This is a genomic window from Myroides sp. LJL116 (genome assembly GCF_054871685.1).
This window is the reverse complement of sequence record NZ_JBTXLR010000010.1, coordinates 24,807-47,559: the sequence shown is the minus strand read 5'-3', so window position 1 is coordinate 47,559 and position 22,753 is coordinate 24,807. Positions and strand designations below refer to the sequence as shown.

General features: G+C 33.0%; 21 protein-coding genes. 9 read left to right on the top strand and 12 right to left on the bottom strand.

The features are described from left to right. Nucleotides 1-97 precede the first annotated feature (97 nt). From ACYSNM_RS08930 to ACYSNM_RS08905, 6 genes are all read right to left on the bottom strand, one after another. The gene (locus ACYSNM_RS08930; RefSeq protein ID WP_461753094.1) at nucleotides 98-1,477 is read right to left on the bottom strand and encodes a nucleoside permease; all 1,380 of its coding nucleotides are present in this window, start codon (nucleotides 1,475-1,477) and stop codon (nucleotides 98-100) included. Nucleotides 1,478-1,521: 44 nt separating this feature from the next. Next, nucleotides 1,522-2,211: a (d)CMP kinase gene (cmk, locus tag ACYSNM_RS08925; RefSeq protein WP_461756578.1), complete on the bottom strand. Its 690-nt coding sequence runs from the start codon at nucleotides 2,209-2,211 to the stop codon at nucleotides 1,522-1,524. A 540-nt stretch (nucleotides 2,212-2,751) separates the two neighbouring features. Next, nucleotides 2,752-5,241 (bottom strand): endopeptidase La, encoded by a 2,490-nt coding sequence (gene lon / locus ACYSNM_RS08920; protein ID WP_461756577.1) that lies wholly within the window; start codon nucleotides 5,239-5,241, stop codon nucleotides 2,752-2,754. Nucleotides 5,242-5,439: 198 nt separating this feature from the next. Further along, nucleotides 5,440-6,405 carry a hypothetical protein gene (locus tag ACYSNM_RS08915; RefSeq protein ID WP_461756576.1) on the bottom strand — a complete coding sequence of 322 codons (966 nt, stop codon included), beginning with the start codon at nucleotides 6,403-6,405 and terminating at the stop codon, nucleotides 5,440-5,442. A gap of 65 nt (nucleotides 6,406-6,470) precedes the next feature. Further along, nucleotides 6,471-7,781 carry an MFS transporter gene (locus ACYSNM_RS08910; protein WP_461756575.1) on the bottom strand — a complete coding sequence of 437 codons (1,311 nt, stop codon included), beginning with the start codon at nucleotides 7,779-7,781 and terminating at the stop codon, nucleotides 6,471-6,473. Nucleotides 7,782-7,811: 30 nt separating this feature from the next. Then, entirely contained in the window at nucleotides 7,812-8,627 is an 816-nt protein-coding gene (locus ACYSNM_RS08905; RefSeq protein WP_461756574.1) for a M48 family metallopeptidase, read from the bottom strand. A 329-nt stretch (nucleotides 8,628-8,956) separates the two neighbouring features. Between ACYSNM_RS08905 and ACYSNM_RS08900 the strand changes: the two genes are divergently transcribed. Continuing rightward, nucleotides 8,957-9,826, top strand: a complete 870-nt coding sequence (locus tag ACYSNM_RS08900; protein ID WP_461756573.1) for an alpha/beta hydrolase — start codon at nucleotides 8,957-8,959, stop codon at nucleotides 9,824-9,826. Further along, on the top strand, nucleotides 9,819-10,319 hold the full coding sequence (msrB, locus tag ACYSNM_RS08895) for a peptide-methionine (R)-S-oxide reductase MsrB (RefSeq protein ID WP_461756572.1): 501 nt from the start codon (nucleotides 9,819-9,821) through the stop codon (nucleotides 10,317-10,319). The genes ACYSNM_RS08900 and msrB overlap by 8 nt, the downstream gene beginning before the upstream one ends. Nucleotides 10,320-10,359: 40 nt before the next feature. Here msrB and ACYSNM_RS08890 read toward each other — a convergent pair whose 3' ends face one another. After that, a complete protein-coding gene (locus ACYSNM_RS08890; protein ID WP_461756571.1) occupies nucleotides 10,360-11,091 on the bottom strand; it encodes a biotin--[acetyl-CoA-carboxylase] ligase in 732 nt (243 codons plus the stop codon). Nucleotides 11,092-11,190: 99 nt separating this feature from the next. On the opposite strand from ACYSNM_RS08890, the gene rsfS reads away from it, so the two are divergent. The 7 genes from rsfS to ACYSNM_RS08855 all read left to right on the top strand — a co-directional run bounded on the left by rsfS (nucleotide 11,191) and on the right by ACYSNM_RS08855 (nucleotide 16,829). Continuing rightward, entirely contained in the window at nucleotides 11,191-11,562 is a 372-nt protein-coding gene (gene rsfS / locus ACYSNM_RS08885; RefSeq protein ID WP_461756570.1) for a ribosome silencing factor, read from the top strand. A gap of 15 nt (nucleotides 11,563-11,577) precedes the next feature. Next, nucleotides 11,578-13,626, top strand: coding sequence for an ATP-dependent zinc metalloprotease FtsH (gene ftsH, locus ACYSNM_RS08880; RefSeq protein ID WP_461756569.1), 2,049 nt, complete (start codon nucleotides 11,578-11,580; stop codon nucleotides 13,624-13,626). A 118-nt stretch (nucleotides 13,627-13,744) separates the two neighbouring features. Beyond that, nucleotides 13,745-14,356, top strand: a complete 612-nt coding sequence (locus tag ACYSNM_RS08875) for an LUD domain-containing protein (protein ID WP_461756568.1) — start codon at nucleotides 13,745-13,747, stop codon at nucleotides 14,354-14,356. A 1-nt stretch (nucleotide 14,357) separates the two neighbouring features. Then, a complete protein-coding gene (locus ACYSNM_RS08870) occupies nucleotides 14,358-15,146 on the top strand; it encodes a phosphatidate cytidylyltransferase (protein ID WP_461756567.1) in 789 nt (262 codons plus the stop codon). Nucleotides 15,147-15,148: 2 nt separating this feature from the next. Beyond that, nucleotides 15,149-15,799, top strand: coding sequence for a phosphatidylserine decarboxylase family protein (locus ACYSNM_RS08865; protein ID WP_461756566.1), 651 nt, complete (start codon nucleotides 15,149-15,151; stop codon nucleotides 15,797-15,799). A gap of 3 nt (nucleotides 15,800-15,802) precedes the next feature. Further along, nucleotides 15,803-16,081 carry an acyl-CoA-binding protein gene (locus tag ACYSNM_RS08860; protein WP_461756650.1) on the top strand — a complete coding sequence of 93 codons (279 nt, stop codon included), beginning with the start codon at nucleotides 15,803-15,805 and terminating at the stop codon, nucleotides 16,079-16,081. Beyond that, nucleotides 16,074-16,829 carry a superoxide dismutase gene (locus ACYSNM_RS08855; protein WP_461756565.1) on the top strand — a complete coding sequence of 252 codons (756 nt, stop codon included), beginning with the start codon at nucleotides 16,074-16,076 and terminating at the stop codon, nucleotides 16,827-16,829. Before ACYSNM_RS08860 ends, ACYSNM_RS08855 begins: the two co-directional genes overlap by 8 nt. 54 nt (nucleotides 16,830-16,883) lie before the next feature. On the opposite strand, the gene dnaB is transcribed toward ACYSNM_RS08855, so the two are convergent. The 5 genes from dnaB to tgt form a co-directional block, all read right to left on the bottom strand. Continuing rightward, the gene (dnaB, locus tag ACYSNM_RS08850) at nucleotides 16,884-18,431 is read right to left on the bottom strand and encodes a replicative DNA helicase (RefSeq protein WP_461756564.1); all 1,548 of its coding nucleotides are present in this window, start codon (nucleotides 18,429-18,431) and stop codon (nucleotides 16,884-16,886) included. A 114-nt stretch (nucleotides 18,432-18,545) separates the two neighbouring features. Further along, complete coding sequence (locus tag ACYSNM_RS08845; protein WP_461753111.1) at nucleotides 18,546-19,499, bottom strand: acetyl-CoA carboxylase carboxyltransferase subunit alpha; 954 nt, start codon at nucleotides 19,497-19,499, stop codon at nucleotides 18,546-18,548. Between the two features lie 63 nt (nucleotides 19,500-19,562). Then, nucleotides 19,563-20,456, bottom strand: coding sequence for a DMT family transporter (locus ACYSNM_RS08840; RefSeq protein ID WP_461756563.1), 894 nt, complete (start codon nucleotides 20,454-20,456; stop codon nucleotides 19,563-19,565). Further along, on the bottom strand, nucleotides 20,443-21,522 hold the full coding sequence (locus ACYSNM_RS08835) for an LptF/LptG family permease (protein WP_461756562.1): 1,080 nt from the start codon (nucleotides 21,520-21,522) through the stop codon (nucleotides 20,443-20,445). The genes ACYSNM_RS08840 and ACYSNM_RS08835 overlap by 14 nt, the downstream gene beginning before the upstream one ends. 29 nt (nucleotides 21,523-21,551) lie before the next feature. Further along, on the bottom strand, nucleotides 21,552-22,682 hold the full coding sequence (gene tgt, locus ACYSNM_RS08830) for a tRNA guanosine(34) transglycosylase Tgt (RefSeq protein ID WP_461756561.1): 1,131 nt from the start codon (nucleotides 22,680-22,682) through the stop codon (nucleotides 21,552-21,554). Nucleotides 22,683-22,753 lie beyond the last annotated feature (71 nt).

The following is a 22,753-nucleotide window of genomic DNA, read 5'->3' as shown; positions in this document are numbered from 1 at the left end:
TAAGGCCTTTTTGCTTACAACCGCCATCCTATGGTAGTGTTGGAATAATAAAAAATGGGATTCAATTAATTGAAACCCATTTTTCATTTATTATATCTTATAAATTAATATCATCACCTGGTTTGTGCTTATGCTTAAAGAAAATTGCAAATAAAATTGCTACCACTAAAGCATACCCTGCGAATGTCATCCATATAAAATTCCATTCTTTTATATTAATAGGAATACTTAAAACACCATTGTCAAGCAATTCAGATCCTTTACTACTGATCATCCCAAGTAAAGTAGGATTATCCGCCGTAGTATCTAAATAAGTGGCTAAATCCCCTATTTTTGTAAAGCTCTTGGTAAAATATACATCAATTAGATTACCTGCGATTAGATTACCTAAAATTGCTCCAAAACCATTTGTCATCATCATAAACAATCCTTGGGCAGAAGAACGCATAGAAGGTTCTGTGGAAGTTTCCACAAATAAGGATCCAGAGACATTAAAGAAATCAAAAGCCATACCGTATACAATACAAGAAACGATGATCATCCAAAGTCCGGTTCCAGGGTCACCTAGTCCTAAGAAAGCAAAACGAAGTACCCATGCAAGCATAGAAATAAGCATTACAGTCTTTATCCCAAAACGCTTCAAGAAATAAGGAATAGCTAGGATAAATAATGTTTCAGAAACTTGAGAAACTGCAAGGATAATAGTAGAGTATTTTACTATTAAAGAATCCGCATATTTAGGAAAGAATTTAAACTCATCTAAAAATACATCTCCATATGCATTAGTTAATTGTAAAGCTGCACCAAGACACATAGAGAAACCAAAAAACAAAGCCATTTTGTAATTAGCAAAAAGCTTAAAAGCATCTAGTCCAAGTATTTCTAACCAAGTATTTCCTTTTCTTTCTCCTTTTGGTTTACAGGCAGGCATAGTAAAGGAATAAATTCCTAATAAAATAGCCCCAACTCCTGCAATAAGAAACTGAATATCAGTTGCTTTATTACCACTTAAATTGGTAACAATCATAGCTACAATAAAACCAATAGTTCCAAAAACTCTAATTGGAGGGAAATCTTTTACAACATCATAATTGTTACTTTTTAAAATATCATAGGAAATAGAGTTACTCAAAGCAATAGTAGGCATATAACAAAACATTGCAAAAAGCATTACCCAGAAAAACTGATCAGGAGTAGTAACACTACTTAAATAAAATAAACTACAACCATAAAGAATGTGTAATATTCCATATAATCGTTCTGTATTAATCCACTTATCGGCAATAATTCCTGCGATAGTAGGCATAAACACAGAGGCAATCCCCATAGTAGCAAAGATTAATCCAAACTGGCTTCCACTCCATCCTTTAGTATTGAACCAATAGTTTGCTATTGTTATCAACCAGGCGCCCCATACAAAAAACTGCATAAAGCTCATGATAGTTAATCTGGTTTTTACATTTTTACTTGATCCCATAAATTTCTACACTATATCGTTTATAAAATTTTAAAAGTTATTTTTTAATCTTGTTGGCATTTAGCTACAAGATCTAGTATTAAGTTAAACTGTTCTTCTATACTCAAATTAGAGTTATCTACTTCAATAGCATCCTTAGCTTTTACTAAAGGAGAATCCTCTCTACTTGTATCAATTTGGTCCCTTTGTACTACATTATTGTAAACTTGTTCATAAGTAATAGAAGGGTCTTTTTCAATCAACTCATCAAAGCGACGTTTGGCGCGAATCTCCGGTGAGGCAGTCATGAATATCTTAAGCTCAGCATCTGGAAACACAACTGTTCCTATATCTCTTCCATCCATCACTACTCCTTTTGAAGTACCGAAATTCTGTTGTTGTTCTACTAGTTTTTTTCTAACCTGACTAACTGCAGCAATTTGACTTACAAAGCCAGATACTTCTAATGAACGAATTATTTGCTCTACGTTTTGGTTATTTAAATAGATTTCAGCAAAACCTTTTTCAGGATTGTATTCAAAATGAAGTTCTACTTGATCTAAAGCATCTATTAATTTACTTTGGTCAAATCCATTTGCATCAATAAAGCCTTTTCGCATGGCAAATAAAGTTACCGCTCTATACATGGCACCTGTATCAATATATACATACCCTAATGTTTTAGCAAGGGACTTAGCTAGAGTACTTTTTCCAGTAGATGAAAATCCATCAATTGCTATTGTAATCTTTTTCAAAACTAATTGATTTTAAAAAGTTAAAAATAATTCTCTTTCCAATTAAAGAAAGAAAATTGTTCCTTGTAGAGGATAAGCCAAGTGAAATTAATCTTTTTAAAAAACGATTTCTATTTTGTAGTAATTTAGAATTTCAATCTTGTTGATTGCTTAAAAAAAAAGCCTGCGCCTTTTTTGTAAGCCCATTACAAAACAAGATATCTCTCACTATAACCACTTTTCACTATAAACTCTACAACCTAGCAAAGGTACATTTTCTAATTCTTTTGCTACAAAATTAAATCAACTAATATACACTTTTAACTAACTACTTATTTACTAATTATTTAGAGGTTGAATTTACAAATAAAAAAAGCTTTTTTAAGAATACTTTTAGACTAATATGTACTTAAAAAAAGAAACCATTATACTTATTTCGGCTAAAAATAGCTCAAAACTAAATTTGGATGTGGTTTTCTACTTTAAAAGTAGTAAATTAAAAAAAGGGACTGTCAATTTCTGACAATCCCTTGTTTAATGTTATTTATAAAAACCTTGGTTTTAATTTTTTTTGGTATTCGATTCTTTCTTAGGTATATCGAAAACAATTGCATTTTTCACTTTCTGATCCAATAATGCAATATCTAAAACTTCTTGCATCTTTTCAACAAAGTGAAAAGTAAGTCCTTTTAAATAGTCTTCTTTGATTTCATCGATATCTTTTTTATTGTCCTTGCAAAGAATAATCTCTTTTATATTAGCTCTCTTAGCTGCAAGTATCTTCTCTTTTATTCCACCCACAGGTAAAACCTTTCCTCTTAAAGTAATCTCCCCTGTCATTGCAAGGTTCTTTCTAACTTTTCGTTGAGTAAAAGAAGAAACCATTGAGGTTAACATAGTAATTCCTGCGCTAGGTCCATCTTTAGGTGTTGCTCCTTCAGGAACGTGAATGTGGATCTTATAATTATCTAAGACATCTTGAGAAATATTCAACTCCTTTGCATGTGCTTTGATGTACTCTAAAGCAATAGTAGCTGACTCTTTCATCACATTACCTAAGTTACCTGTAATGGATAATCCACTCTTACCTTTACTTACAAGAGATTCAATATATAAAATATCTCCTCCTACACTTGTCCAAGCAAGTCCAGTTACCACACCGGCTACATCGTTATTTTCGTATTTATCACGATCAAAACGAGGAGTACCTAAAATATCAATGATGTCTTGCTCGGTTACCTTAACATTATAAGGTTCTTCCATAACAATACGTTTTGCAATACCTCTAGCAACATGTGCCAATTGCTTATCTAAACCACGTACCCCAGATTCTCTAGTATAATTACTGATAATAAACTCCATTTGTTTTTTTCCAACTTGTAGCTCTTTAGTAGTTAAACCATGTAAGCCAATTTGTTTTGGAAGCAAATGCTGTTTACCAATTTCTACTTTTTCCTCTATAGTATACCCATTCATCTCAATAATCTCCATACGGTCTCTTAATGCAGGCTGTATAGTAGATAAACTATTAGAAGTGGCTATGAACATAACTTTAGATAAGTCATATCCCATTTCTAAGAAGTTATCATAGAAATCTGAATTTTGTTCTGGATCTAATACTTCTAATAAAGCAGAAGAAGGATCGCCATTATGACTTGTAGATAACTTATCGATTTCATCTAATAAGAAAACTGGATTAGAAGTTTTTGCCTTCTTTATACTTTGGATAATACGCCCTGGCATTGCCCCAATATAAGTTTTTCTATGTCCTCTAATTTCCGCCTCGTCTCTTAATCCTCCTAAAGAGATTCTAACATATTCTCTTCCTAAAGCATTTGCAATGGATTTTCCAATAGAAGTTTTACCAACCCCCGGAGGTCCATATAAACATAAAATAGGCGATTTTAAATCGTTTCTTAATTTTAGAACAGCCATATGTTCTAGAACACGTTTTTTCACATCTTCTATCCCATAGTGCTCCTTATCAAGAATCTTTTGAGCATGCTTTAAATCAAAGTTATCCTTAGAATATTCTCCCCAAGGAAGCTCCAACATTAATTCTAAATAATTACGTTGAATACCAAACTCAGCTACTTGTGGATTCATACGTTGGAACTTCAACATCTCCTTGTCAAATCTTTCCTGTACTTGCTTGTTCCACTTCTTTTTCTTAGCCTTAGCCTTCATTTCTTCGAACTCCTCTTCATTAGAGAATCCACCTAATTCTTCTTGAATGGTTCTCATTTGTTGATGAAGAAAATATTCTTTTTGCTGTTGGTCTAAATCAAAACGTACCTTATTTTGGATTGTATTTTTTAACTCTAGCTTTTGAAGCTCTAAATTCATTAGTTTTAAAGTCTCATAAGCACGTTGCTTCAAGTCATTAATTCTCAATAAATTTTGTTTTTCCTCTACCGTTAAGTTCATATTAGAAGAAACAAAATTGATTAAAAAAGAATTACTCTCTATATTTTTGATTGCAAAGCTAGCCTCAGAAGGAAGATTTGGATTTTCCTTGATAATTTCAATAGCTACTTCTTTAATAGAATCAACTATAGCTAAAAATTCCTTTTCCTCTTTTTCTGGTCTAACTTCTGTTCGCTCAGAAACTGTTGCTTTTAAATAAGGTTCTTCTTGAACTAATTGCTCTAAGTTAAACCTCTTTTTACCTTGTAAGATTACTGTAATGTTTCCATCAGGTAATTTTAATAGCTTTAATATCTTTGCAACAGTACCTTCGTGATAAATATCATCCATCGAAGGGTCTTCTGTATCTTCATTCTTTTGAGCTACAACCCCAATAGTTTTATCTCCTTTATTGGCAGCATGTAACAATTCAATAGATTTATCTCTACCAGCAGTAATAGGTATAACAACCCCAGGAAACAAAACCATGTTTCTCAAAGGTAAAATAGGTAACTCTTTTGGTAATTTCTCCATACTCATCTCCTGTTCATCTTCATGGCTTAAAAGAGGAATAAATTCAGAATCTCCCTCAACCATATCTTGCAACGACAAATTGTCCAATGTTATTATTTTTTGATTCCCCATAATTATTTTAGCGTCATTTTGTCAGTCTTGCTTTGTGTTATCGCAATAACTCTTACATTATTCTTACACAAAACACTGAAAGACAATATTATACATTTATTCCGTTCTTATTCACTTAGTAATAAGTCAATCTTTATGCCACAAAAAAATCCCTATAATTTCTTTAGGGATTTTCTATAATGCAATACATATAAGAAACTATTGTTCTTGTGTACTTAATTTAAATCTTCCAAACTCTATTAACAAAGGATCCTTACCTTGTTCTATAGGGTGAAGTTCTAAAGTAAATTTACCTTCCATTAAGAATCCATTACCCTCTTGGGTATTTTCCAATAAATCAATACTAATCCTTGAGTTAGCAGTAAATGTACCATTGGTCTTTCCTAAATCATATCCAACTCCATTTTCAGAGAAATACACCGCAGAAAAACCTGGTTGGGAAAAATCATATACTTGGCCTTGTTTAATCTGGTCCGAAGGAAGGGTAATCTCGATTTCCATCTCTGGATTATCCACTCCAATAGCTTTTATTATAAAGCTATTTTCGCTCAAAGTTAGATTGGCATTGTTATTTCTGAAAATCTCCTCATTAATTTCTGCTTCTAAATAATAAGGCTCAGCCCTTTTATAAGGTAGATCTACAAAGCTTCCAGATATTTTGAAACTTTGTATAGAAGGGTTTACTCCACCATTAATAGAATCATTTTCATTACCCATTGGAATCATCGTTAAATCAAAATCTCCATTAACTACATGAGCGCGTTTATTGATGTACTCCATTTTGACAAATCCAGTAACATAACCAGGACGTTTAGGATCAACCGAACTATAAGTTAAGTCCAATTCTTGGTTCCAATAAAGCGACGGGTTACTTGCTCCAGGAAAGATTCCAACTTGAAAAAGTCTTGTAAATAGTTGTAAAGAATCTTGTCTTTGCATTAAATCATTTACGATTAACTTAAACTCTCCTTTTTTATTTACTGTAGCAAATATATCCTCGCGAAATATCTCCTCAGTATCTTCTATAACTACTTTAACAACAGGCTTACCTACTACATCACTATCTTTTAAATAAGGATCTACAGGTTCATCTTGACAAGCATTCATCCCTAATGCTACAAGAGCAAAGACAAATACTTTAGCTATGGAATATATTTTGTTCATATTTTTTGTTTACTAAACTTTATTAAAGTTATCTTTTATTATTATAATTTACTAATTATTTCCTTTTAAATTATCTTAGATTTACCCGGAACCCTCCACAGTAGAACAAGTCCTAAGGCGAAAAACAGAATTAAAAAAAGGATAGCATTTTGCATCTTTCCAGTCAAGTCACTAATCAGTGCAAACATTAACATACCTATTACAATACCTATTTTTTCAGTTACATCGTAAAAACTAAAATAAGAAGTAGTATCACTAGTGGTTGGAAGCAATTTTGAATAAGTAGACCTAGATAAGGCTTGAATACCACCCATAATTAATCCAACACTTGCCGCTGCAATATAAAACTGATCAGGTGTCTTTATTGTATAAGCATAGCCACATACTATTATCCATAACGCATTTAAAATACAAAGCGTATATATATTGCCAATTTTCGTTGAAATTTTACTAGTTACAAATGCCCCAGCAATAGCCACAAGTTGAATAACTAAAATACTTATAATTAAACCACTTGTTCTTTGGGATTCACTTTGCCATGCAATTTCCTTTTCTCCAAAATAAGCTGCTATAATCATCACAGTCTGCACTGCCATACTATAAACGAAAAAAGCCACTAAGAATCTCTTTATCGCAATTTGATTAGAGAACTGTCTCCAAACATTTTTCAGTTCAGAAATACCATTAAAAACAATCTTAGAAGAAAGCTTATTATTGTTTTTAAAATCAGGTAAAACCCTAAAAGTATAAAAACTAAAGCCCAGCCACCAAAGTCCAGTTAATACAAAACTATATCGCATTGCTTGGGTAGGACTTGAAATACCTAAAGCATCTGAGTTCATTATTAACGCCAAATTTATTAGCAGTAAAACAACACTTCCAATATACCCATAAGCAAACCCAAGTGCACTTACACTATCTTGCTGTTTTTTAAAGGCTATTTCTGGTAAATAGGAGTTATAAAAAACTAAACTCCCCCAAAAACCTACTAATCCTAATAGGTAAACTAAAAGACTTAGTAGAGCATCACTTAAATTGAAAAAGTACAAAGACATACAACTTATGCTTCCTAAGTAGCAAAAGAATTTCATAAAGAATTTCTTTGTACCTAAGTAGTCGGCAATTCCCGATAGTATAGGAGATAATATTGCAATGATTAAAAACCCCAAAGCAGTTGTATATCCTATTACAGACTCACTTTTGATACTATATCCCAATATAGTTAGGCTATCTTGGTTTATTTCTCTGAACAAAACTCCATAAAACAAGGGAAAAATAGAGGACGAAATAACTAAAGAATAAACAGAATTTGCCCAATCATAAAAAGCCCAAGCTTTCAATAAACGCTTATCCCCTTTGACAAAGTTCGATTTCATAAAAACATTTTTAAGACTTAAGGTAGAGGACTACTTAGTATAAAACACTCCAAATTTAGCTGCTTGTTCTTTTGCTTTTGGCACAAGACGCTTTAAGTTTTCTATTCTTTGTTGATTCCCTGGGTGAGTACTCATAAATGAACTACCTGAATCTCCTCCCGTTTTTTCTGCCATTCTAGCCCAAAAATCTACTGCTTCACTTGGATTATATCCTGCTATAGCCATTAGAGTTAGACCAATTTCATCTGCTTGAGTCTCGTTTGCTCTTGAAAAAGGTAGCATTGCTCCAACTTGTGTGCCTGTTCCATATACAGTAGACCAAACTTGTTGAGCCAAAGGACTAGAGTTTTGCGTTAACAAACCAACTGCAGCTGCACCTCCTTGCTGAAGCATTGCCGCACTCATCCTTTGTTGCCCATGATTGGCTAGTGCGTGGGCAATCTCATGGCCCATAACAGTAGCAATACCTGCATCATCTTGGCAAACTGGTAAAATACCAGTAAAAAATACTATTTTTCCTCCTGGCATACACCAAGCATTAATTTGATCATCTTGTACTAATTTATACTCCCAACGATAGTCCTTTAAGTAATCTTTATACCCGTTTGCATCTAACCACAAAGCTGCTGCTTGACTTAGTCGCTTTCCGACCTCCTCTACTCTTTGAGCATCTTTAGTACCGCTTATAGTTTTATGTTCCTTTAAAAAGTCGTCGTATTGTTGGAAAGACATTGGAAATAAAGAAGAATTCGGCGTCAAAGCCATGGTCTTCTTCCCTGTAAATGGATTAGTTGCACATCCTATTAGTAAAAACATACTACCTAGTAAAATACTTATTTTCTTCATTGTGTCTTTTTTTTCAAAATTATAACATTTTTTTATTGTTTTCTCTCTTTAGTAGTTGCTATTTTTCGACTGCCTATTATCCCCTTACTTTGGTGTTCAAATACTACCCATATCTGCTTTTTTTAGCCATGAGTAAAAAGAGTTTATATTTTATATTTCAAATGCACCTTTGCATTTAACTTAGCTTTCCCCTACCTACTAACCTCTATAACCAACTCTAAAAAATAGGTCTCAACTCAGCATTTACAGTACTTAAAAGCCCCATTAACAAAATTAAATGCTACATCGCAATAAAATTTTGTAATTTTACATCAAACATCAATTAACTAATGAATAACCAAAAACCAAAGCAATCTTTAGAAGTTCCTAAGACCATAATAGTGACAGGAAAGATCATACAGTTTTTCTCTAAAAAGTTAGCGTCAAAATTTGCGCAAAATCTTTTTATTACCCCTATTAAATTCAAAGCACCAAAAAGAGAAAAAGAAATGCTTGAGAAAAGTATCATTTCTCGTATTAGTGTATTAGAAATAGCTAAAGATATATATGTTTACCAATATGGTAGTAATGTAAAGGCGAATAAAAAAGCATTACTTATACATGGGTGGAATGGCCGAGCAACTCAAATGGTTACCATCGCTAATATGCTAACCAAACAAGGCTATGACGTTATAGCTTTCGATGCACCTGGTCACGGAAAAAGTCCTAATACCAAAACGAATCTAGCAGAATTTATCGCTAGTGCTTTAGAGGTTCAAGAACAATTCGGACCTTTTGATTTAGTAGTAGGGCATTCTTTAGGAGGAATGACAACAGTTAATGCATTAGCAAGAGGCTTAAAAGCCAAAAAAGCAGTTATCATTGGAAGTGGAGATGTAGTAGAAGATGTAATAGATGACTTTGTCAAACAAGTAGAATTAAAGCCACAAATTGCACAATTGATCAAAGATAAGTTCGAAAAACAATTCAATCAAAAAATGCAAGATTATTGTGTACACTTAAAAGCCAAAGAAATCGACATCCCTTTACTTATCGTTCATGATACAGATGATTATGATGTTCCAGTAAAGGCTGCTTACCAAATTAAGAAACAAAAACCAGACGCTAAACTTTTAATCACAGAAGGCCTTGGTCACCGCAAAATACTTGGGGACAGAAAAGTGATTGAAAAAATAATGGATTTTATAAAAGATGAATAGTCATACAGGCAAAATACTTTTACTATTTCTGTTAATTGGACTATCTTGTTTAGCATGTCAACAAAAAGGTACTACTCAAAATTCACAGCAAATGAAAAAAGATAAAAACACTTCAGAAGAGCAATGGAAGAAAGATCTCTCACCAGAGCAATTTTACGTATTAAGACAAAAAGGAACAGAACCACCTTTTTCAGGAGAGTATAATAATTTATATGAAAAAGGTACTTATCATTGTGCAGGATGTAATGCACTACTTTTTGACTCTGAAACTAAATTTGACGCACATTGTGGTTGGCCATCCTTTGATAAAGCCATAGAGGGTTCTGTAGAGTATATAGAAGACTTCAGTCATGGTATGAATCGTGTAGAGGTAATTTGCGCTAATTGCAAAGGACACTTAGGACATGTCTTTGAAGATGGACCTATAGAAACAACAGGTAATAGATATTGTATGAACTCTGTTTCTTTAAAATTTCAACCAAGTGAAAAATAAAAAAAAGGCTATATAAGAAAATTCTTATATAGCCTTTTTTTTAATAGATCATTTTTATTTCCTTTAATCCAAAGTACTCTATGTTCCCTTGGGGCAATTCCACTATCAATAACCCATTTGGACTAACACCTTGAATATAACCTTGAATCAAGGTTTTATCCGGTAGCTCAAAATAGGCTAATTTGTCCTTTTGATATAAAAAATCATGGTATAACTTCCATAAATCTGCAGCATTACCACTTTTTAGCTGCTCTAAATTCTCACTTAAGCATTCTAATACACTTTGCAACACTATTTCTTTATCAAAAGGATTTCCACAAAGTAGTTTCAAAGAACTAGCCTGAGGTAAATCATCAAAGTTTTGCTGATTAACATTTATACCAATTCCTACAATACTAACTATTTCTGTAGAGGATTTTATACTATTTTCTATTAAAATACCAGCTATTTTCTTATTATCTGCCAAAATGTCGTTAGGCCATTTAATAGCTAAAGATAAATTACAGCATTTCTTTATACCTTGTAAAACACTTAATGCTACTAGAATATTTAGGTCAAATATTTGACTAACATCGCTTAATGAATCTTTCACTAATACACTAAAGCTTAGACTACTACCCTCTTGCGAAACCCATTTTGTTCCTCTTTGACCACGGCCTTCTAGCTGCCTCTGGGCTGTCACTACGGTGAGATTCGATAAATTACTGACCATCAAAAGTTCTTTCAAATAAGTATTTGTTGAACCTATGGCATCGAGTTTGATTATATTCATATAAAATTATTATAGACAAATCTAAAGCGATTCACTATATTTGAGGCCAAAATTAGACAACAAATATAATTAATCGCGTAAAATCGCAGAAAAAAATAGATGGCAGACAAACAAATCAACAACGACGAATTAATTGCTAATATTATAAAAGGTATTGAAGCAGTAAAAGGAGAGAATATTACAATTATTGATTTAAAAGATATTGATAATACCCCTTGCGATTATTTTATTATCTGTGAAGGTAACTCTAGTACACAAGTAAATTCTATTTCTAATTCTATCCAAAGAGTAGTTTCGAAAGAATTACATGATAAACCATGGCATGTTGAAGGAGAGGTAACCTCTGAATGGGTACTGATGGACTATGTGAATGTAGTTGTTCATATTTTCCAAAAACATATTCGTGATTATTACCAAATAGAAAACTTATGGGGAGATGCTAAAATCACCAGAATTGATAGCCAATACTAATTAAAACTATTTTTCATGGCAGGAAATATGAAACCAAAACCAAATAAGTCAAAATTTAATCCTTGGGTATTATACGGAAGTGTAATTGTGATTATTTTGGTTATACAACTTTTAACGAACGGCAGTGGCTTAGGCGATTCACGTCAATTAAGCTTGTCTAAATTATATGAATACCTTGAAAAAGGGTATATAGAAAAAGTAGACTTTAATAGAAGTGTAGCTAAGGTATATGTAAACAAAGAAGCTTTACAATTACCTGAATTTGAAAAACTTCAAAAGAAATCTATGCTAGGTAGAGATAATAATGGTCCTCAATTCATTACTGACATTGGAGATCCAAAAATCCTACAAGAAAAGCTAGACCAAGCGGTTAATGATGACAAACTGGCAGAATTTAACTCTGAACCTGAAAGTAATTGGGGTGACATCCTATTTAGCTTCCTACCAATTGTAATCTTAATTGGTTTCTGGCTATTTATGATGAGACGTATGTCTGGAGGAGGTGCCGGTGGCGGAGGTGGTCAGATTTTCTCTATTGGAAAATCTAAAGCTAAACTTTTCGATGAAAAAAATGATGTAAAAGTTACTTTTAAAGATGTAGCTGGATTAGAAGGTGCAAAAGAAGAAATCGTTGAAATCGTTGAATTCTTAAAAAACCCGGAAAAATATACAAACATTGGAGGAAAGATTCCTAAAGGAGCACTTTTAGTTGGACCTCCGGGAACAGGTAAAACTTTATTAGCTAAAGCAGTTGCTGGAGAAGCTAAAGTTCCTTTCTTTTCATTATCAGGATCAGACTTCGTAGAAATGTTTGTAGGGGTTGGAGCTTCAAGAGTAAGAGACTTATTTAAACAAGCTAAGGAAAAATCACCTGCTATTATTTTCATTGATGAAATTGATGCTGTTGGTAGAGCAAGAGGTAAGAGTAACTTCTCTGGTTCGAATGACGAAAGAGAGAATACATTAAACCAACTATTAACAGAAATGGATGGTTTTGGTTCTCACACTAACGTTATCGTACTTGCTGCAACCAATAGAGCTGAAATTCTAGATAAAGCCCTTTTACGTGCTGGAAGATTCGACCGTCAAATCTATGTGGACTTACCAGATGTTAAAGAAAGAGAAGCTATTTTTAATGTTCACTTAAGAAAGATTAAAAAAGTAGATAACCTTGATATTGACTTTTTAGCTAAACAAACTCCAGGATTCTCCGGAGCAGATATTGCTAACGTTTGTAACGAAGCAGCTTTAACAGCAGCTAGAAAGAACAAGACACAAGTAGATATGCAAGACTTCTTAGACGCTGTAGATAGAATTATCGGAGGTTTAGAGAAGAAAAACAAAATCATTACTCCAGAGGAAAAGTATGCAATTGCTATTCATGAAGCTGGACATGCTACAGTGAGCTGGATGTGTGAACATGCGGCACCTTTAGTAAAGGTTACCATTGTGCCTAGAGGACAAAGTTTAGGGGCTGCTTGGTATTTACCTGCAGAACGTCAAATTGTACGTACAGAACAAATGTTGGACGAAATGTGTGCAACTATGGGAGGTCGTGCAGCAGAAAAAATTGTCTTTGACAAAATTTCAACTGGTGCCTTAAGCGATTTAGAAAAAGTAACTAAACAAGCCAAGGCAATGGTTACCATTTATGGTTTGAATGAAAAGTTAGGTAATATTACTTATTATGATTCTTCTGGTCAGAGTGAATATAATTTTGCAAAACCATATTCTGAAAATACTGCTTTATTAATTGATCAAGAGATTTCTAAATTAATTGAAGGTCAATACCAAAGAGCACAAGAAATCTTAACTACGCATCGCGATAAGTTAATTCAGCTTGCTGATTTACTTTGTGAAAAAGAAGTAATCTTTCAAAAAGATTTAGAAAGTATATTTGGAAAAAGACCTTTTGATAAAGAAGTAGAACAAGAAATTAGTAATGTTCAAGACATTGTTCACCAAGAACAGGTTGAACAAACTCAGAATCAAGAACAGGAAGTAATACAAAATCCAACAGATAAACCTATTACACCTCAAGGCGATACTCCAGTGCAGGAATAAACATTCATGCACTAATCGATAAACGAAAAAACTTAACTTAAAACAATGCTTTAAGTTAAGTTTTTTTTTATCTTTGACTACCAAATGAATTTTATTTAAATATCTCTATCATATTCGTATGAGTTTTTTTAAGAAGCTATTAAAAGTTTTTCAAAATACACCATCTGATACAGAACCAGAAAAAGAGAAAAGAGGCCAATACCTCCCTCCGAAAGAAACACCTGTAGACGAACTCTTCACTATTAACTTCAAAAGTAATGGTGGAAAATTTTTGTATTGTGACTCCAACGATGAATTGGAGGAAACTTTTATTAACATTCTTGTAGAAAACGACTGGTTTGAAAAAGAGGCATTAACTTATGAGAATAATATTTTTTCCTTACTAAAGGAAAACAATATTAATTTCCAAGATGTTAATCAACCTATCTTTTTTATTGCTTCCTGTGAAAGCTTAATCGCAGATGATGGGGCAATTCTATTTTCCGATAGACAGTTAAAAGATAATAAAGCAAATCACTTACCTAGCAATATTGTGGTCATTGCAAAAACAAGTCAAATCACTAGATCAAAAAGCGATGGTTTAAGAGAAATTAAAAAGAAGTATGGAAGTTGCTTACCTAGCAATATAACCGCTTTTAATTGCTTTAAACCTTCAGCTGTAGAGAGTGATTTTTTAAGTTACGGTAGAACTCCAAAAAATCTATACTTATTACTATTAGAAGATTTATAAAATGTCAGAAACTCTTACACGGGCCATATCAGGTGTTATCTATATAGCATTACTTATTGGGGCCACTTTATTTTCAAGTATTTCTTTTGAAATACTTTTTAGTTTTTTTATGCTAGTAGCAGCATATGAATTTTCAAAACTAATACATTTTTCTAAAGTTATTTCCCTGGGACTAACTCTAGCGAGCCTTGGGCTTTACTTTTTTGATAAAACCATTTTACCCATATTTGCCATAGCAAGTGTTTCTATCTTAATACTGCTAGCTTTAGTAGCTGAGTTATTTTCAAAGGCTACTCCTAATAGAACTTTTCCTATTAAACTTATTATTTTTCTGGGCTATATTATAGCTCCTTTTCTTTGTTTACTTTTCCTACCTTTTACCCAAGAGGGTTATACCCCACAGGTCATTATAGGCATCTTTATCCTAATTTGGACAAATGATACTTTTGCATATATCGTAGGTAAGAATTTTGGAAAAAGAAAACTACTAGAAAGAATTTCTCCTAAAAAGACAATTGAGGGCTTTTTAGGTGGTATTTTCTTCAGTATTATAGCCGCAATTATACTTAGTCAATTTTTTAGCTTTTTTTCTATTACAATATGGATAAGTAGTGCTATTTTTGTGGGAATTTTTGGCACAATTGGAGACTTAGTGGAATCGCACTTTAAAAGGATGGCTAAAGTAAAGGACAGTGGTAACATTATGCCAGGTCACGGAGGTATTTTAGATCGTCTAGATAGTGTTATATTTGTAGCCCCATTTTTGTATATAATTTTTCAAATATTATAATCATGTTTCACAAAGAAGGAACTAAAATTATTTTTTACTCTTTAGTAGTAGCAGTTGTATTGATAATTGCAGCAGATTTTTTAATAAATATGCCTTGGCTAAGAATGACTATTCAATCCATAGTATTAGTATTCTTATGCTTAGTCTTACAGTTTTTTAGAAATCCAAACAGATCCATACAACCTAATAACAATACTATATTAGCTCCTGTAGATGGAAAGGTAGTAGTTATTGAAGAAGTTTTCGAACCAGAGTACTTTAAGGATAAGCGATTAATGGTTTCTATTTTTATGTCTCCTATTAACGTTCACGTTACTAGATACGCTTTAAGCGGAGAGGTAAAATATAGTAAATACCATCCAGGTAAATACTTAGTAGCTTGGCATCCAAAAGCAAGTGAAGAAAATGAAAGAACTACCGTTGTAATAGATAACCCTGTATTTGGAGAAGTAATGTACCGTCAAATAGCAGGAGCATTAGCAAGAAGGATTGTAAACTATGCAAAAGTAGGACAACAAGTTGAACAAGGCCAAGATGCAGGTTTTATTAAATTTGGATCAAGAGTCGATCTATATTTACCTTTAGGTACTAATGTAGAAGTCGTATTGAATCAAAAGGCAATTGGTAATATAACACAAATAGTACATAAATAAGTGATGAACACTTTAGATAAAGAATTCCATGAAGCATATATTCGCATTTCTAACGAAGCAGTAAATCTTGCTCCAGATGTAATGTTAAGAATTTATGCTTTTTATAAACAAGCTACAAACGGTTTAAGTCATAGAGATTTTGAAGATATGTCAGGAAATCTGAAAAAAGCTTTTAAATTCAATGCTTGGACTCAAGTAAGTCATTTAACAACAACTCAGGCTAAAGAGGAATATATTAAACTAGCAAAACAAATCTTAGATCCAAACCAAAGTAATGAATAGAAAACATTTTTTTGTTTTATTATTATTAAGTGGGCTTGCAATAAACTGTGATACCAAAGAAACCTCAACAGAGATTGAAATCCCTGAAAGAGAATCCTTTGTTATTAAGAAATCTGAATTCACAGACCCTGCAAATATCAAAACCAATCAAGGTCCCTTTGATATGCCTGGACTAAGCTATGACTTCGAGGAGTTTAGGATTGTAGATCCAAAGACTGCCTTTACTCATTATCAGAACTATCATTTAGCATATGCAAATGCGTTAAATACAGCTATTCACAATACTATTTATGAAAAAGATAGTATTGTGGATATTCTAAAAAAAGTGAAACAGGATAACCCCGAAGTTAAAAATCTAAGCGGGGCCTATTACAATCATAACATCTACTGGTTAAGTATTGATCCTATACATCAAACTACTCCTAAAGAAGAGATTCTAATGGCCATAAACGACAATTTTGGTTCTATTGATCAGTTTAATATTCAATTTAAACAAACAGCTCTTTCTCAAATAGGTTCTGGTTGGGTTTGGTTAATTAAAAGACCTAATAACGCTTTAGAGATCCTTTGGACCCCTAATAATGAAAACCCACTTAGTACTATAGGTGGAGCAAAAATACTCTTAGGAATAGACCTATGGGAACATGCTTATATGCCGACCTACCCTAATGATAGTAAAGCATATATAGAAAAATGTTTAAAACATTTAAATTGGCAATATGCCAACTTACAATACATAAAAAAATAAGCTAATGATTTCTCATTAGCTTATTTTTTTTTACTTTATTTTATTATGTTCTTTTTAAAAAGGAACATCATCGTCATTTGCATTATTAAATACCTGATTTGCTGGCGGTAAATTATTTGCAAGATTATTGTAGCCTCCTTGAGTCCTTGACTCTTCATTCATTGCAGAAAAATACATTCCTCCATCGGATAACATATCATCTTCCAAGTTGTCGAACTTACCAAATTGACCTAAGAATTTTAAACGAATATTATCCAATCCACCGTTTCTGTGCTTAGCAATAATAAACTCTGCTTGACCTTGAGTTGGAGTGCGTTCTTCATCATCCCATTCATCAATTTTATAGTACTCTGGACGATAGATAAAGGAAACGATATCCGCATCTTGCTCAATTGCTCCAGACTCCCTTAAATCCGATAATAATGGCCTTTTAGAAGTACCACGAGTCTCCACTGCACGAGATAACTGAGATAAGGCAATAACAGGGATATTTAATTCCTTAGCTAATGCTTTAAGGTTACGTGAAATAGTGGAAATTTCTTGCTCACGATTCCCTCCTCCTTTTTGATTTCCACCAGCTGTCATTAATTGCAAGTAGTCAATAACAATAAGTTTAATACCATGTTGAGAAGCTAAACGTCTTGCTTTAGCACGTAAATCAAAAATGGATAAAGATGGCGTATCGTCAATATACAAAGGAGCGCGTTCTAAGTCTTTTACCTTAACGTTAAGTTGCTCCCATTCGTGTTTCTCTAATTTACCGGTACGTAATTTTTCAGAGCTAAGCCCTGTTTCAGAAGATATTAAACGGGTAATTAACTGTACAGAGGACATCTCTAAAGAGAACACTGCTACACCTTGCCCAGCATCAATGGCAATATTTCTAGCCATTGATAAAACAAAAGCTGTCTTACCCATACCTGGACGTGCAGCGATAATAATTAAATCACTTGGCTGCCATCCCGAGGTTAATTCATCTAACTTATGGAATCCTGTAGGAAGACCACTCAACCCTTCTTTGGTACTAATTTCTTCAATACGCTTTTTTGCTTGAGCTACTAAGGATTGAGCTGTTTCTGAACTCTTCTTAATATTTCCTTGAGTAACTTCATATAACTTAGCTTCTGCTTTATCTAAAAGATTAAAAACATCGCTAGTCTCATCGTATGCTTCTTCAATTATTTCATTAGAAATTCTAATTAAACTACGTTGAATAAATTTCTGTAAAATAATACGGGAGTGGAATTCAATATGAGCAGAAGAGGTTATCTTTTGTGTCAACCCTACTAAATAATACTCCCCTCCTACAGCCTCTAATTTACCGTTGGTACGTAATTGAGAAGATACTGTTAAAAGATCAATTGGTTGGTTACCAACAAATAACTGATCTATAGCTTCAAAAATATATTTATGAGATTCTTTATAGAAAGCCTCAGGTTGTAAGATATCTATTACCTCATCAATTCCTTTTTTATCAATCATCATTGCACCCAGCACTGCCTCCTCTAAATCAATAACTTGAGGTGGTAGTTTTCCTTTTTCAAAAGAAATAACTTCTTTTGAAAAAGACTTCATTGGGCGTATTTCATTTGCGTGTTCCATAATGCGAAAATAAGCCTTTTTTTAATTTTATTCACTGTAAAAAATAAAAATACTTAGAGCAAAAAAAATCCGAGATTAGATCTCGGATTCTTATTCATTAGTAAGAATAAATACTTATTCTTTATATTCTCCCATATCGAAGTATTTCTCCATACGCTTATCTAAAAGCTTTTCTGTAGGTAACTTCTTAAGGTCAGCATATGTGTCTACTATATAATTTTTAACAGCTAAGAATGTTGCTTCTCTATCTGAATGTGCTCCTCCAAGAGGCTCAGCAATAATAGCATCTACTAACTTGTTTTTCTTCATATCATAAGAAGTTAGTTTTAAAGCGTCTGCTGCTGTTTCTTTGTATTCCCAGCTTCTCCATAAAATAGAAGAACATGACTCCGGAGAAATTACAGAATACCAAGTATTTTCTAACATAGTAACTCTATCTCCTACACCAATTCCCAATGCTCCACCTGAGGCACCTTCTCCGATAATAATACAGATGATAGGCACTTTAATACGGAACATCTCATAGATATTACGAGCAATAGCTTCTCCTTGTCCTCTTTCTTCTGCTTCTAAACCAGGGTAAGCTCCAGGAGTATCTATTAAAGTAACAATTGGCACATTATATTTTTCAGCCATTTGCATTAAACGCAATGCTTTTCTATAACCTTCTGGATTAGCCATACCAAAATTACGATATTGTCTTGTTTTGGTATTATATCCTTTTTGTTGTCCAATAAACATAAAACTTTGATCTCCGATCTTACCAAGACCACCAATCATTGCTTTATCGTCTTTTACGTTTCTATCCCCGAATAACTCTAAAAAAGTATTTCCACATAAAGCTTTAATATAATCAATTGTGTAAGGTCTATTAGGATGTCTAGACAATTGAACACGCTGCCAAGCGCTTAAGTTTTTGTATATGCTCTTTTTTGTTTCTTCAAGTTTTGTTTCGATTTGTTTACAAGTCGTTGTTACATCAACATCAGACTCTTCACCAATCAACGTACATTTTTTTAACTGCTCCTCAAGTTCTTTAATAGGAAGTTCAAAATCTAAATATTCCATTTACGAATAGGTTTTAGTTTCAATTACAATTTACAAAGATAAAAGTTTCCGCTAATAGATAAGCTATTTAACAGCAAGTTTTCTCTTTTTTCTATTTTTTAAAATTCCATTAGCTATAACAGTACTAAGAATTAAAGCCGCTCCAAGATAAAAAGTGGAGTTCATCGACTCAGAATCCTTAAATAAAATCAGCGCTAATAAAATACCATAAATTGGTTCTAAGTTTATAGTTAACATTACTGTATATGGACTTAAGTCCTTCAATATATAAACAGATCCCAAAAATGCAAAAGCTGTACAAAAGACTCCTAATATAAATAACCAAAACCAATCTTGGTAACTCACATCAAAAAACTCTAAAGTAAAACCTCCGCTAAAAAGTAAAACTAAGGATAAAATAATAAATCCACCCACCATTTCATAAAAGGTTATTAAATAGGCAGGGCTATGTTCTACTAGTTTCGCATTAATAATTGAAAATAATGCAGAAAGAAAAGCAGCAAATAATGCTAATACTATTCCCTCTACGAAATGTCCACTAACGCTAAATATAAGCCCTAGGGCTGCCATAACTACAAGTCCTAAAAAAACCTCATAATAAACTATCTTTCGTTTATAAAATATGGGTTCAAGGATAGAGGCAAAAAAAGCCCCTGTAGATAAACAGGCTAAAGTTACGGAAATATTAGATACTTTAATGGCCCAGAAGAAAGTCAGCCAGTGTAGTGCAATAACCCCACCAGCAGCTAAAATTTGTAATAGGCGTTTTTTAGGTAATAGAAAACTACGCTTACCTAAAACAAAAACCAGTACTAGGGTGATAATAGCAATAGCAATTCTATACCAAACCAAAGGCAAAGCACTTAAACTGATTAAGTGGCCTAAAATAGCTGTAAATCCCCATATAAAAACGATTATATGGAGATACATATAACTTTTAATCTTATCTGCGCGCATTGTTTAATAGATAAATACCCAAAAGTCCAAATACTATATTTGGAATCCAAACTGCCAATAATGGCGGAATACTAGAAGCCTCTCCAAGTACACTAAATACTTTGTCAAAAAAGACATAGATAAAGGCTAAGGCTATACCAATTGCTAAATTTGCTCCCATACCTCCTCTTCTTTGCATAGAGGAAACAGAAACAGCAATAATGGTTAAAATAAAAGCCGATACCGGAATGCTGTATTTTTTATATAAAACAATCAAATAAGTATTGATGTTAGAAGATCCTCTTAATTGTTCCTTTTTTATAAAGGCCTTTAAATTCTTTAAAGACATCGTCTCTGCTGCATATACAACAGGAGTTAAGTCATCTAAGTCAAAATCTAAAGCAATTTCCTTTTTATGAGCTTTTTCTAAAATATCGTCTTGGTTACCACTACCTACCGTTCTTTTGAAGTAATCATGTAGAATATAACTACCCGTTTCAGGGTCCCATACAATTCTACTAGCGGTAACTTTACTCTTTAAAGTATTGCCATCCATTTCTTCTAAAAGAAAATCATAGCCTGTTTTACTTGCGAAAGAGAAACTACTCACATAGATAATCTCATTCTCACTAATTTGCCTGTAGACATTTTGAGATTCCCTTACCTCACTTCGAGTAAGATATTTATAGCGAAAGTCATTATAACCCGCACTTGCCCTTGGTACGATAAAAATCGACATGATTAAAGCAAATACAGATACAATGGTTGCCCCAATAAAGTAAGGGCGTAAAAAACGATTAAACGATATCCCCGAACTCAAAATAGCAATAATCTCATAATTATTCGCCAACTTGGATGTAAACCAAATAATGGAAATAAATAAGAAAATTGGAAATAACATATTGGCAAAATAGATAGTAAAGTTTAAATAATACAACAATACCGCCTCAAGAGGTACGTTATTGTTGATTATTTTATTAATCCTATCTGAGACATCCACCACAATTCCGATGGGCACAAATAGCATTAGCATTACTGTAAAGTTTACCAAGTATCGTTTAAGAATATACCAATCGATAATCTTCATAACTTACTCTTTTGATCTTCTTTTTTTTATTATAAACGTCTACCCATTTTTTGAACCATTGCATTTTTCCACATAGTGAAAGTTCCAGCGATGATCTGGCGACGTGCTTCTCTAACTAACCACATGTAGAATCCTAAATTATGGATAGTTGCGATTTGTTTACCTAAAGATTCATCCGCAGAAAATAAGTGACGTAAATATGCTTTAGAATATTCTGTATCTACCCAAGTATAACCATTAGCATCAATAGGAGAAAAATCATCCGCCCATTTTCTGTTTTTAATATTGATTGTTCCCTCTGCAGTGAAAAGCATTCCGTTTCTTGCGTTACGAGTTGGCATTACACAGTCAAACATATCTACACCTAAGGCGATGTTTTCTAAGATATTTATAGGAGTACCTACTCCCATTAAGTATCTAGGTTTTTCTTTTGGTAATATATCACAAACAATTTCTGTCATTGCGTACATTTCCTCTGCAGGTTCCCCTACAGATAAACCTCCAATAGCATTTCCTAATGCTCCTGCATTTGCAATATATTCAGCCGATTGTTTTCTTAAATCTTTATAAGTACTTCCCTGAACAATTGGGAAAAAAGTCTGAGAATAACCGTAGTGCTCTGGCACTTTCTCTAAATGATTAATACATCTATCTAACCAACGGTGAGTACGATGCATCGATCTTCTTGCGTAATGATAGTCACATGGATATGGTGTACACTCATCGAATGCCATAATAATATCAGCACCAATGGTTCTTTGCACTTCCATTACACTCTCTGGAGAAAAGAAATGGTAAGATCCATCAATATGAGATTTGAACTTCACCCCTTCTTCTTTAATCTTACGATTAGCTGATAGAGAGTACACTTGGAAGCCTCCACTATCTGTTAGAATATTTCTATCCCAGTTCATGAATTTATGTAATCCTCCAGCTTGTTTTAAAATTTCCATTTTTGGACGTAAATACAAGTGGTAGGTATTACCTAAAATAATATCAGGATTTACTTCTTCTTTTAATTCTTTTTGATGAACCCCTTTTACAGTAGCTACCGTACCAACGGGCATAAAAATAGGTGTTTCAATTACACCATGATCTAAGGTAATTTTACCGGCACGTGCATTAGATTGTGCATCGGTATGTAATAAATCGAACTTCATATTAACTATTTACAACCAGCAAAGATAAAGCAAAACTATCGATGCATAAGTTTTTTATTTTATTTTATTGT

Excerpts from the sequence above, each read along its gene's own strand:
- ACYSNM_RS08930 (WP_461753094.1), bottom strand. The coding sequence starts at position 1,477 with ATGGGATCAAGTAAAAATGTAAAAACCAGATTAACTATCATGAGCTTT.
- lon (WP_461756577.1), bottom strand. The coding sequence starts at position 5,241 with ATGGGGAATCAAAAAATAATAACATTGGACAATTTGTCGTTGCAAGAT.
- ACYSNM_RS08915 (WP_461756576.1), bottom strand. The coding sequence starts at position 6,405 with ATGAACAAAATATATTCCATAGCTAAAGTATTTGTCTTTGCTCTTGTA.
- ACYSNM_RS08910 (WP_461756575.1), bottom strand. The coding sequence starts at position 7,781 with ATGAAATCGAACTTTGTCAAAGGGGATAAGCGTTTATTGAAAGCTTGG.
- ACYSNM_RS08905 (WP_461756574.1), bottom strand. The coding sequence starts at position 8,627 with ATGAAGAAAATAAGTATTTTACTAGGTAGTATGTTTTTACTAATAGGA.
- ACYSNM_RS08900 (WP_461756573.1), top strand. The coding sequence starts at position 8,957 with ATGAATAACCAAAAACCAAAGCAATCTTTAGAAGTTCCTAAGACCATA.
- msrB (WP_461756572.1), top strand. The coding sequence starts at position 9,819 with ATGAATAGTCATACAGGCAAAATACTTTTACTATTTCTGTTAATTGGA.
- ACYSNM_RS08890 (WP_461756571.1), bottom strand. The coding sequence starts at position 11,091 with ATGAATATAATCAAACTCGATGCCATAGGTTCAACAAATACTTATTTG.
- rsfS (WP_461756570.1), top strand. The coding sequence starts at position 11,191 with ATGGCAGACAAACAAATCAACAACGACGAATTAATTGCTAATATTATA.
- ftsH (WP_461756569.1), top strand. The coding sequence starts at position 11,578 with ATGGCAGGAAATATGAAACCAAAACCAAATAAGTCAAAATTTAATCCT.
- ACYSNM_RS08875 (WP_461756568.1), top strand. The coding sequence starts at position 13,745 with ATGAGTTTTTTTAAGAAGCTATTAAAAGTTTTTCAAAATACACCATCT.
- ACYSNM_RS08870 (WP_461756567.1), top strand. The coding sequence starts at position 14,358 with ATGTCAGAAACTCTTACACGGGCCATATCAGGTGTTATCTATATAGCA.
- ACYSNM_RS08865 (WP_461756566.1), top strand. The coding sequence starts at position 15,149 with ATGTTTCACAAAGAAGGAACTAAAATTATTTTTTACTCTTTAGTAGTA.
- ACYSNM_RS08860 (WP_461756650.1), top strand. The coding sequence starts at position 15,803 with ATGAACACTTTAGATAAAGAATTCCATGAAGCATATATTCGCATTTCT.
- ACYSNM_RS08855 (WP_461756565.1), top strand. The coding sequence starts at position 16,074 with ATGAATAGAAAACATTTTTTTGTTTTATTATTATTAAGTGGGCTTGCA.
- dnaB (WP_461756564.1), bottom strand. The coding sequence starts at position 18,431 with ATGGAACACGCAAATGAAATACGCCCAATGAAGTCTTTTTCAAAAGAA.
- ACYSNM_RS08845 (WP_461753111.1), bottom strand. The coding sequence starts at position 19,499 with ATGGAATATTTAGATTTTGAACTTCCTATTAAAGAACTTGAGGAGCAG.
- ACYSNM_RS08840 (WP_461756563.1), bottom strand. The coding sequence starts at position 20,456 with ATGCGCGCAGATAAGATTAAAAGTTATATGTATCTCCATATAATCGTT.
- ACYSNM_RS08835 (WP_461756562.1), bottom strand. The coding sequence starts at position 21,522 with ATGAAGATTATCGATTGGTATATTCTTAAACGATACTTGGTAAACTTT.
- tgt (WP_461756561.1), bottom strand. The coding sequence starts at position 22,682 with ATGAAGTTCGATTTATTACATACCGATGCACAATCTAATGCACGTGCC.